At 34.9% G+C, this 12,218-nt stretch carries 10 protein-coding genes and 1 riboswitch; all 10 genes read right to left on the reverse strand.

Translation table 11 applies throughout. The features are described from left to right. Positions 1-102 precede the first annotated feature (102 nt). Positions 103-213: a DUF3789 domain-containing protein gene (locus ACE198_RS01800; protein WP_375374515.1), complete on the reverse strand. Its 111-nt coding sequence runs from the start codon at positions 211-213 to the stop codon at positions 103-105. 48 nt (positions 214-261) lie between these two features. Further along, positions 262-346: riboswitch (cyclic di-GMP riboswitch) on the reverse strand. 1,020 nt (positions 347-1,366) lie between these two features. Next, complete coding sequence (locus ACE198_RS01805) at positions 1,367-1,828, reverse strand: VanZ family protein (RefSeq protein WP_375374516.1); 462 nt, start codon at positions 1,826-1,828, stop codon at positions 1,367-1,369. Between the two features lie 114 nt (positions 1,829-1,942). Then, entirely contained in the window at positions 1,943-3,016 is a 1,074-nt protein-coding gene (locus ACE198_RS01810; protein ID WP_375374517.1) for a glycosyltransferase family protein, read from the reverse strand. A 57-nt stretch (positions 3,017-3,073) separates the two neighbouring features. Then, positions 3,074-4,462, reverse strand: coding sequence for a sugar phosphate nucleotidyltransferase (locus tag ACE198_RS01815; protein ID WP_375374518.1), 1,389 nt, complete (start codon positions 4,460-4,462; stop codon positions 3,074-3,076). A gap of 142 nt (positions 4,463-4,604) precedes the next feature. Next, positions 4,605-5,924: a UDP-glucose dehydrogenase family protein gene (locus ACE198_RS01820; RefSeq protein WP_375374519.1), complete on the reverse strand. Its 1,320-nt coding sequence runs from the start codon at positions 5,922-5,924 to the stop codon at positions 4,605-4,607. Positions 5,925-6,376: 452 nt separating this feature from the next. Next, complete coding sequence (locus ACE198_RS01825; RefSeq protein WP_375374520.1) at positions 6,377-7,930, reverse strand: lipopolysaccharide biosynthesis protein; 1,554 nt, start codon at positions 7,928-7,930, stop codon at positions 6,377-6,379. Positions 7,931-7,948: 18 nt separating this feature from the next. Continuing rightward, positions 7,949-8,818 carry an ATP-grasp fold amidoligase family protein gene (locus ACE198_RS01830; protein ID WP_375374521.1) on the reverse strand — a complete coding sequence of 290 codons (870 nt, stop codon included), beginning with the start codon at positions 8,816-8,818 and terminating at the stop codon, positions 7,949-7,951. A gap of 10 nt (positions 8,819-8,828) precedes the next feature. Further along, positions 8,829-9,740, reverse strand: a complete 912-nt coding sequence (locus tag ACE198_RS01835; protein WP_375374522.1) for a hypothetical protein — start codon at positions 9,738-9,740, stop codon at positions 8,829-8,831. 61 nt (positions 9,741-9,801) lie between these two features. Then, positions 9,802-10,920 carry a glycosyltransferase family 4 protein gene (locus ACE198_RS01840; RefSeq protein WP_375374523.1) on the reverse strand — a complete coding sequence of 373 codons (1,119 nt, stop codon included), beginning with the start codon at positions 10,918-10,920 and terminating at the stop codon, positions 9,802-9,804. 36 nt (positions 10,921-10,956) lie between these two features. Next, on the reverse strand, positions 10,957-11,667 hold the full coding sequence (locus tag ACE198_RS01845; RefSeq protein WP_375374524.1) for an acyltransferase: 711 nt from the start codon (positions 11,665-11,667) through the stop codon (positions 10,957-10,959). Between the last annotated feature and the right edge of the window lie 551 nt (positions 11,668-12,218).

The following is a 12,218-nucleotide window of genomic DNA, read 5'->3' on the forward strand; positions in this document are numbered from 1 at the left end:
CCCGTTCTCCCCTTCCGTTTTTTTAAATTATATGTAATTAACTTATTTTGAAAAATAAAAAACAACCCCAAAAGTTGAGGTTGTTTAGAAAACGCTTTCAAATTATCGTTGTGATTCAAGTAGTTGGTCTCCTCTTTTAGCTGCAACCATAAGACTCATTACTGTAAGCATAGAGAACGATCCAACAAATAAGCCTGCAATAAAGATAACCATAGTGTAACCTCCCAGAGTATATTCATAATCCGTCGTAAGGTGATCATATTCGGCAGCTGGCTGGCATAGTTTTAGAACCTTAGCCCCTTTAGTTTTGCGCCTCCACTTTTCAATGGATTTGCCCTTTCGTACGAACTATGTGTTTTTATTGATAATATACTAATTGTTTCTAGTAATAAATAGAGCAAATAACCTATTTATATGTTAATAATCTGGCAATTGCAAACACCTTCATTATTGATTCTGTTCGACAATGCCATAAAATTTGTAACTATTCATCGAACGAATTAAATATAACCGTTCATCCATACATGGTTAAATAGTGATAAGCAACCTGTTTCGGAAGTGGAGTGATACATATGGCAGAGAAGGAAGATGGGCGAAATTTCGGCAGGGGCTGCCTTTGGGGGATTCTTTTATCCATTCCTTTATGGGGAATCGTCTATTTTATCCTACGTAAAATCTTTCACTAAGGAGAGGCACTCTCGTTCCAATTGAAAAATAGTAAATAATAGATTGGTCCCCCCCTTGACATAAAAAGTCTAATAAGTGAATCTGTCGAAATATTTTGCATGTTATTTGCATATTTCTACTTTATTCCCCATCCATATTTGGTTATCATATAAAAAAGAAAACTGAAAGCGTTTACAAATATACTAAAAAACTGAACCGTGCATTACCAGATTTATCTACAACTAACAATAGGAGTGGATTTCATGGACAAGCAAGGGAATCTTTTATTAGGATTATTGTGGGGGACGTCTTTAAGTGTTCCATTATGGTTTGCGTTTTTCGGTTGGATTAAATTAGTTATTCAAATGATGATTCATTCATAGTGTACATATCCATATAATAAAGTACGGTATAATGTACTAGATTCCAAATCGCTATTCCCGTTTTATGGTAGGTTTTCAAAAAAATCCACCGTAAAGCGGGAGGATTTAGCATACAAAAAAAGTGTATCTTAGGTATCCGAAACGATAATTTTCATATTCCCCATCTTATTCAAAATCTCCGAAACCGACAGGAAGAATCAAATGTGTACCCTTCTTCAACTCAAATTGTTCTGGGTCTCCAATACTAATGTGCCTTCATATAATACTTGAACCGTTCCGCTCGGTCCTTTAACATGTCACCAGGCTTAATTTTCACTCTAATTGATAACTTTTGTTGAATAACTTAGCTTTCTCTTTCTATTAATCAATAAAATGAATGACAGAACAAGAAAGGCTCCAAGAGAATCAAACAAGACATCCCTAAAAGATGAAACTCTTCCTGGCATAAACGATTGATGGAATTCATCTGTTACCGCATAAAGAAAGGTTAGCACCCATGAAAGAATATAAGAATATCGATAGATTTCAAGTGATTTAAACAATAATAGAGCTAGTATCCCGAATACCGTAACATGTGTTGCTTTCCTTACGATCAGGTTCAGTACATTAATCTCTTCATGGTCCGCACTAGGTGTGTGAATAGTATTGTGCTCTTTCACTACTACATGTTGAATAGCCTTGGATGTTTTTTCTCCAGTAAAATACGGAAGCTGTGTGAAGCAAAAAATTAATGCCATCCAAAGAATCGATGCTAGGATCCAACCTTTTCTTTTATTCATCTATACAACCTCCCTTCTATTTTAAAAATATCACTTATCTTAAGTTTGTAGAAAAAGGAGTATTATGTAACCAAGTCAACGTAAATCCCCCTTACCCAAGATGTATAAATAGAATTATTTCATTATTTTCAGGATGTCCTTTGCTATCTTATCTGCTTCATTATTATTAGATGAGATATTCTTTCTCATTTCCCTTTCCACACAATTTATGGTTGACGCGTCAACTTGATAGTCCTTGAAATCATCCCATTCGATTGTATGACAAAGATGATGTTTCTTTAGATAATTGATCGTATTTTGATCCTCTTTCATGGATGCTCGATTAAGGATTAATAAAGGGACATTAGCACTTATTGCCTCCCCAATCATTCCCCATCCTGCTTTTGAAATGACTAGATCCGATGCAGCAATATAATTTTGAGATTCCAAATAATCACTTGGAATTTGAAATACATTTGGACGATTAACATGAACATTTGAGGATACTAAAAATACGCAGTTCGGGCTGTCCCAAATGGGAAGTTCCTCAAGTGAACCCACGTCTATTTTCATTCCAAGTCCTAGAAAAATGACATTCCGAGTCTCATCTGGGTTAATCAACTTTCTAATTCTTTGAACCTCTTGCCAATCTACTTCTCTAGAAAAAAATCCATAATGATTGGTTGGGACATTCCAATTTTCATTGCTTCCTGCCAAAGAGTAGAAATGTGTCATCTTTTGATAGGCCGCTTTGTATGCCTTTAGTTCTCCGTCATCAATTAAATTCTGATAAGCCGTATACCATGAAAAATTAGAAAGACCAATAGAAGGAATATCCAATCTTTGAGCCGCTTCAAATGGGAGTGGTGAAATATCTGAAACAACTAAGTCAATCTGATTTAACTTTAAAAACTCTTTCTCCTGCTCAACCTTGAAGTCCCAATCATCGACGAAATTTCTATATTCCTCAAATAATCGCTTTTTATCAGGATGAATCGAATCCTTTTCCAGAAAGTAACCCACATCTGTCTTTATAGTTCTAAAACTTACACGATTAGAGTGAAGGGACTCTTTTATAAAAGATAGAGCAAAGGAATGGCAAACAAAAATTTTGACTTCATTGTCTTTTAAAAGTTTTCGTATAACCGCAATACTTCTTGAAGCATGCCCATACCCATAATCAGAAATATAATAGGCAATGGTTTTCATATGATTCACCTCGACAATAAAAAAGAAGGGAAAGGACAAAAGTCCTCTCCCTAATTGTTATAAGATAACTTTTGCCTTTGATTTTTGGAAATGGTTAATGACATCATCCCATTCAAAATACAAACGAGTAAAATCTTGGTCACTTATGCCAATCCCAGTTTGAACCTCAACAAATTCAAGTTCTGTAAATGCCTTAATTCCATGCTTCTTACCTGCTGGAAGGTGGATGATATCCCCTGCTTTTACACGAGTAATATAATCATCTAACGCTAATTCACCTTCACCGCGGACAATGGTCCAAACCTCATCACGCAGGTTATGGTAATGATAGCTTGAATTTTTCCCTCCGTGAATACAAATTCGTTTAGTGACCATTTCGTTTCCATCATCATACTTAGCATAATCAAGGACACGAGACCAGCCCCAGATGCGCTCTTCATACATTGGCGGCTGTTCAAACTCACTAATTAGTTCCTTAATTTTCGGACTCGATGCTTTGTCTGAGACTAAAATTCCATCAGGACTTGCAGCTACGACAACATCATTTAGACCAATAATGGTAACTGGGATATCAAGTTCATTGATTAAGTGTGTATTTACTGAATCATTACTTAATACACCTTTACCAATTTGTGATGTAGCCATCTCTTCTGTTAATGTATTCCATGTCCCAAGATCCTTCCAATAGCCAGCATAAGGAAGAGCCACAATATGGTTCGCCTTTTCGACTACTTCATAATCGAAGCTAATCTTAGGGAGATCCTTATAATGAAGTGATAGCTTATCATAATGAAGAGGCCAACCTTTTTCAACTAATAAATCAATGATATATTTTAGTTTAAAAGCAAATACACCACAGTTCCAGAGCGCATTCATATCGATAAGAGTCTGAGCCTTTTCTTCACTTGGTTTTTCCATAAAATGATTGACTGTAAAATGGCGGTCTCCATCCACTGATTCTTTAGGTACAATATAGCCATATTTTGAAGAAGGATAAGTAGGTTTCACACCAACTAACGCCAAATCGGCATTAGAATCTTGTAAAACATTCTCTAATTCTTTTACCTTCTCAAAAAAACTATCATCTACGTATGGATCCACCGGCAATACTACAACCACTTCATCTTCAGAAACATTTTGTATAGAAAATAGATATGAAGCAGCTAAAGCAATAGCAGGGAATGTATCACGACGTTCAGGCTCAATAATAAGCGGGATATCCATTCCAATTTGGCTATGAATCATATCTCTTTGCATTTTAGAAGTTGCAATGACAGAAGAATCAGAGAGGCCAACTGTTTCCAATTGCCCCCAAACACGCTGTACCATTGATTGTTTCTCTTCTTTATTACTTTCTAATACCTTTAAAAACTGTTTTGACCTTGTATCATTTGATAATGGCCAAAGGCGCTTCCCTGAACCTCCGGAAAGTAATACGAGTTTCATAATATCCCTCCATAAAAAATCAGGCCACTTGGACCTGATTTGATTGTATGCAAGCGTTGGTGCAACTCATTGAAAATTAATTACCGCATTTACCTTATATTAATTTAAAATTGCATAATAATAGAATCTTTCAAGGTAAATATTATACTAGAGAGACTTCAAAATTATTTACTGTTTCTCTACCAATTGAATCATAAGTTATATTTGCGTTTTTGACACTTGTCAAGTCATAACAGTTTCTCCCATCAAGGATGATTGGAGTTTTCATTAACTTACTATACTTTGATAAATCAAAGTCTCTAACTTCGTCCCATTCTGTAAAGATAAAGCATACATCAGCATCCTTGATTGTGTCTTCAATGGTATTACAATAAGTAATTTCATCAGGGTACTTTTTCTTGAAATTCTCAACTCCAACAGGGTCCCATGCTTTTATGTTTGCCCCATCTTCAAGCATAATAGGTATATTCACTAGAGTAGGAGCCTCTCTTAAATCATCTGTCCCCGGCTTGAAGGTTAATCCTAGTACAGCCACATTCAAACCATTAAAACTATCAAAATACTTACGAGACTTCTTTATTAATTTTAGTTTTTGATTTTCGTTTACATCAATTGCTGCCTTAACTGTTTTTAACTCGTTATCATGGAAATTCGCCAGCCAGTGCAATGCTTTTGTATCCTTAGGAAAACAAGAACCACCGTAGCCAATTCCAGCATTTAAAAAGCGATCTCCAATCCTTTGATCATACCCCATCCCTAGAGTGACATCTTCTATATCTGCTCCAATTATTTCACAAAGGTTCGCTATCTCATTGATAAAAGAGATTTTCAGTGCGAGAAAATCATTGGATGCATACTTAATCATCTCGGCACTTTTCCTATTTGTAACCACAATCGGTGCACCAAAATCCTTGTAAACTTCTTTTAAAACTTCACCTGCATATGGCTCTTCGACACCTATGACAATTCTAGAGGAGTTAAGTGTATCCCTTACGGCAGTACCTTGTGCCAAAAACTCAGGATTTGAAGCTACATATACAGTGACATCATGCACCAATCTTGATTTAATCATCTCTTCAATTTTATCATTTGTACCAATTGGTACTGTCGATTTAACTACTATTACACAGTCTTTCTCAATACTTTCAGCAATTTGTTCAGCTACTCCGTATACATAACTTAAATTAGCCGAACCATCTTGCTTTTCTGGAGTTCCAACACCTATAAAAATAACATCTGCATCTTGATATGCTTCTTTATATTCAGTTGTAAAATTCAATCTATCCAAATTATTAACCAATAATTCTTCAAGCCCAGGTTCATAAATAGGGGAAATCCCTGCTTTCATTAGGGCTACTTTATTATCATCTATATCTACACAAGTAACAGAATGTCTATGTTCAGCCAGACAGACACCGGTTACTAAGCCAACATATCCAGTTCCAGCTACTGCTATTTTCATATTTGTCCCACCTTCAATATATTTACTATTTTTTTGATGTATTTTATTACTTGAGAGCAAGTTATTTACAATAAAATTAATTATACAAGATTTTTTCCAATACTAATAATCCCAATTGTTCCCTCAATTGACATTCTTCATTTGTATCTTACAAACTTGTGAAAATTCATATGACGCGAATAACAAAAAAAAATCAACCAATGCAAACTGGTTGACTCTCTCCTCTTGATTAATAGCATACCTTAACATAAAGCTTATTAATCTACAATTATTGACAAAAAACGGGTTGTGACAGGCACCAATGATTGTACATATATAAGCCTATATCGAATAGTACATCTTCTATTTCACTCTGGTTTAAGTTTGCAAGAGCCTAATGCATGAGGATCACTGTTAATGTGTACTTTAGCATTCAGTGGGATCAACATCTGGAAAACAAAAAGCAAACAGATTTAATTACTCTTTATCACTCTTTTCCTAATCACGTTAGTCAATAGATTCACAAAATATTTATACTCATCAGTTCTTGAAAATAATAGAAATATAACAATATTAGGTATTAATGCAGATATTATGCATTTCAGTGCAAATCCTGAAATACCTGATCCTGTAAGCATAATTAATTTATAGGATACAATAAACGACAAAATCAAACAAATCAGATTTTTACTATAGTCTACAAAATACAAATAAAGTGGCTTCTCAAAGAAAAATTTATAGACAACATATGGTTCCCACCAAACATTCGTTGTAACATTACTTACAATTGTTCCTAATACAATGCCTGTAATTCCCATATTTAATGTCGATGCAAAAAAAATCGAAGCTCCCAAATTAATGATAGCTTCCACGAGGGATTTCCACCTGATCTGCCAAAATAATCCAGTTGTATCAATAAACATCTGCGCGGTTTTCCTTATAGAATTTATATAAAAATTTGTCATTATCAGCAATACAAGAGACATTGAAAACATGGAATCTTTTCCCCAAAAAAGTTCAATAAAGGGATTTGATAAGTAAGTCAGGCAAACAGTGCAAAAAATTGCAATATATGAATTCATAAACAATATTCTCTTAAAGAATGCGTAACTTTTTTCCTTACTCTCTGTTGCAATTAAATTTCCAACGCTTGCAGTAAGTGGTGACAAAATTTGCAAATAAACGTTTTTTACAGTTGATGTCAACAAGACATAATTAGAGTATTGACCCGTCGCAACAAGACTTACAAATTTTGTAATTAAAATACTGTCAGTTCCTCCAACAACGACCGAACCCAACTTGTGAAAAGTCATCGCCGAAACATTTTTTAATATGGAGCGAATTGTCAAATTATCGAGTTTTTCCCTTTTTCCCAGTTTTAGAAATGGAAATAACTTGTCAGCCTTTAGGGATATAAAGATATTACCCAAAAACGTACAAACAATTTGGATTAACAAATATAAAATAAAAGAATGAAATATGATAAGCACAAAAATCTGGAGAATATTTCTGAGAGTATTAAAGGCCAACTGATTAAGAGAATCAATGTACCCATTTTGACTTGCTAAGACAATTGATCTTTTATAATTGAAGAAATATCCAGCAGCAGTATTTAATATATATAACATATATACTATATACAATGGTGGTAAATCTGCAGGAATTTGTGATTTGTCTCCAATAAAGAAGTCTAGAAAAGGAATCAAGCAAGCTCCACCAATTAATATGAACCCTCCTATGCTACGATAAATCTTTGCATAGAAATTCATAAATGCCGATATTTGTTTCTCATCATTATCTGCTAATGGCTTATACATCGCGTATACAATTGCAGTCCCAAACCCTAGTTCCGCAAAAGACAATAACGATAGGATATTTGTAAACAGACCATCAATACCCAAATAGCTATTTCCAAGATGTTTAATAAAAATTGTCCTTACTACAAAGCTCAATGCTACTGACACGATTTGAGCAGTTAATGAAAGTGTTGAATTTCTTAATGATTTTTCTACTCTACCTTTACTCATTGATATAGCCTTCCCTTGTTACACCAAATTGGGCAACTTAATCTTATTACCAATTTCCATTTCAGCTTTGTACGTTAGGTTACCATGATAGCATGTAGATGGTGTAAGAGTGATTTCCCCAAAGTATACACAACCGCCGACATTATAAAAGTCAATTCTGACTACTGCAAACGGCTTTGAAAGGACTTCAGCACATTTCAACATTTTTTCTAGGTTTTCCGGTTTCTTTACGGCATGTTTACACATAAATTCAGGTTTAATAAAGTCATCGAGATGATTCCAATTCACATCGAAATAGTCTCTCCCCTCATCTCGATCGCTACATACAAGAATATATTCTGGCTTTCCATTTATACAAACCACTTTATAGTCAGTCATTGGTTTGCCCCCATTATGCAATAGACCTTCGCAAATAATACGGGGCTTAATATGGGCATACTGATACTGGCACCCAATTTTCGCGATATTAATTTTTAGTGCGGCATCCATTTTCTTAAATGCTGCGTTAAGTGCAATTGTATCAGATTTATCTTTAACGATCGCATAGCAATCAGAGCCAGTCCCATGTGTAGCCTTCAGAATAAAACTTTCTGGCAATTTTGATACATCTATTTCATCTGAGGAATTCCATACTCCATAACACGGAATCAGTATTTCCTCTAACCCACAAGACTTCACATAGTCTCTCACTTCATATTTATCGGCATACATGCTCTCGTTCTTTCCATAGCAATTAGCAAGAAGCCACCTCAATTTCTCATCATATGTTTTAGGGTTTTTCCAAGGCATTAACTTCTTATTGAATCTAAAATGTACAATTGAATGCGCCATTTTCCTTGGCAACATCCACTGTACATCGTCCATAATTTTTCTCATTGCATCATTCATTTATGCATCCTCACTCTATTCCTTTAAAATCTCTCCAAGAGGAAATTAATTTTTCTTTAATTTCCGGGTAAGCCGAGAGAATCTGATCAAATTGAATCCAAAACAATTTCTGCCCGCGATCATTTATATTAGTTAATTTTGGACTTTTATCTGCTAATAATACATCCACAGGTTGCGGTATATTTCCCTGCACTACTGATATTTTCGTATTTGCTTTAACCGCCATTAACCAAAACCAGATATCATCATTTGTCGGTGCCAATTTCATAAAGCGTTCAACATCTGTTACATCCTTATATAATATTTTCGGCGGATATAAAACGCCGCCTATTCCAACTAATTTATTCAAATATGAAGGCTCAGAATAATAACTTAATCCCCCTGGAATTGTTTTGAAACCATTATTTTCAAACACCATCTTGGTTGCTCGATGACAATGGACATATTGAGGCATATTTAAGTATGAATTATATAGCCTTTCTAGCCAATGTTCATTATAGTACACATCGTCATCAGCAGTGACTATAATGCTATCAGGATGCTTTATAAGAGCTGGAATAAGTTTTTTATACGAGCGTAAATCTTCACACCAACATATTTCCAAACCTAATGACTTTAATTCCAACATTTCTGTTGGTAAATTTTTTTCTCCGTTGGGAAATTGATCATACGCCAACCATAATTCAACCCTGTCAGGTTTGATATCCTTTTGATTAAGAATAGATCGGATTGTTTTTACGCAAGAAATAATTCTTTCTGGAAAGGTAGTAAGAGAAACAATGATTTCACAAGGCCTTGGAATTCTATTCAAACATACTTCGCTTGTTTTCCTATTTGAAAAAAACCATTTAACATCATAGGCAACATTAAATAATCGAGTCTGCTCTCTGCGAATCTTCCTTTTAATTAACCATACATTCAACTTTCAGTTCCTCCCAATTCTTCATCGGAAGGCAATGTCATTTTATTCAAAATAGAATCTATTACCTTCCAGCTGTTTTTATTATCAAATCTTCAACAATCTTTGCAGACTTATCCCAATCAAACCTGCGTGCATTCTTGTACCCCCGCAGAACCAATTCATTGTATAAAGTAGGATCACTAATCAATCTCTTCATCGCTTGAGATATTTCTTCGACAGAATATGGATTTACCAGCAAAGCTGCATCTCCTGCTGCCTCAGGCATGGATGAAGTATTCGAAGTAATTACAGGGGTCCCAGCTGCCATTGCCTCAATTATTGGAATGCCAAATCCCTCATAAAAAGAAACAAACATCGAAATCATTGCCAGTTGATAAATCGCCACTTTATCGGTGTCATCAATGAAGCCAGTAAAGATAACATTATTGTCTTCGCCAAGTTCACATACCAATTGCTTCAGGGAATTACTTCCATTAGTTATCACTAGCTTAATCTCTTCTTTATCTTTGGCATCCAGCATAGCATATGCACGGATGATATTATCAACATTTTTATGTTTTCTAATTCCGCCAAAATAAAGAAAAAACTTCTCTGGTAATCCGTATTTTTTCTTAACTCTCGTTTTTTCCTCATCCAGTATTTTTTTATTATACACTTCAGAATCAACGCCATTATACACTACGGTAATTTTATCCTCTGAAACACCATAAATATCAATCAAGTCGGCTTTCGTCGCATTAGAAACAGTCAAAATTGCTGATGAATTGTCAATAGTATGTCTAATGACTTTGTCATGATGTTCAATTACTTTCTTCGCCTCGGCTTTTGTTTTGATCAATATAATATCATGTATGCAGCTAATAACAGGTCCATTGTACCTAACATTTGGCAATACATACGTACAAAACAAAGAGACATCGGCTCGGTTCTTCATCATTCCATCGTAAGAGATCGGTAAATAGTGGTTATAGACCAGCTTATGAGGAACCTTTGAATAGGTAACATCAAATGGAAAACGAGCATAATCGGCTTTAGAAAATGCTCTACGATAATTTGCGCATCCATGCAAAGCTAAGCTGCTGCTAGTTGCCAAACGCGATACAATTTCGTTCTCAAAGACACAAATGCCGCTACCAAAATTATTAGCCGAAGATAAATCTACATTCACTTTTATTTTCATACTTCTGTTCCTTTCTTACCTAAACTACCCGTTAGCTCATACAGACCAATCAATGCTATGTTTTAATATTTTTAATGGTGCACCGCCAATAATACAGTTGCTTTCTGTAAAAACTTTGCCTGCAACCAATGTTCCATATGCTATTACACAATGATCAGGAATCACAGTTCCCTTAAGAATGTCTACCTTTGCCGCAATCCAAACCTTTTCACCGATAATAACTTCTCTATTATGGTTAATTGGTACCTTGGAATCATCATCCTTTAAAAAGATATCATGGCCATCTACATCTCTGACTGAAACGTTCCATCCTAATGTACAATCTTTTCCAAACTTAATTAGTTTATTAGCGGATATAAATGAATAGGAGTTTGCCGTAAAATTATCACCTAAATAAATAATGCCTCCGTTGTCTGCCTTAAGTGAAAATCCACCAGCAATTTGTGCTTTCCCTTCAAACACAATTTTCCCTCCGGTCTTAGCTCCAATAAATCCACCACCACTATACCGAGGATATGATCCTGTGAAGACACCTGGGCTGCCCATTCCGCATCCAAGCTTTATCATCCCCGGAAATAGAGTATGTTGCTTTATCTCGACGCATCCTTTATACAGGTTCCCAAATTTGACATGATAATGTAAGAAAACAGGTAATTTTAATGCCGTGTGAAAATCAAACACCTTAAAATTGAAATAAACAATTTTTGGAAAAGATATTATATACTTTAGAAGTTTAAACACTCTCAAATTTTCATTTCCCCCTGCGGCTTTCATCCACATATCCGGTTTCATCGCATCATCAATAAAATCTTCATTGCTCTTATAACCGGGGCAGTTAATAAAAAGTCTCCATTATCTCTTGTGGTTCATCGCCAGCTCATTTTACTTAAATACCATACTTACTTAAAACATCGGACTTTCTTCCAAGAAACAGCTGGAAGAATGCTATCATCTCTTGTATCTACGGAATCATTCTATTTTCTCTGTAAAAAGATCTTGTATATAACTTTGCTTCATTAATTTAAAGTTCTTTCCTTCGCAAATAATGTTCATCCAACGTTCTTATGACACCCGCAGGAATTCCTACAAGTATAATGTCATCCGGGATGTTACTCCTTACAGCGCTATCTGCTCAAACAATCACATTGTTACCTATTATATGTGCACCCATTAAAATTATTGAGTTCAAACCTATCAAAACATTATCTCCTATAGTGGTTTCTAGAGCTTTACAAATAATATCGTAATATTTTCGCCTCAGTACTTATCTTTAATAGTCATGAGCTAAAATTGCACAC

The organism is Neobacillus sp. KR4-4, assembly GCF_042136325.1.
In the GTDB taxonomy this organism is placed as follows: domain Bacteria; phylum Bacillota; class Bacilli; order Bacillales; family Cytobacillaceae; genus Neobacillus.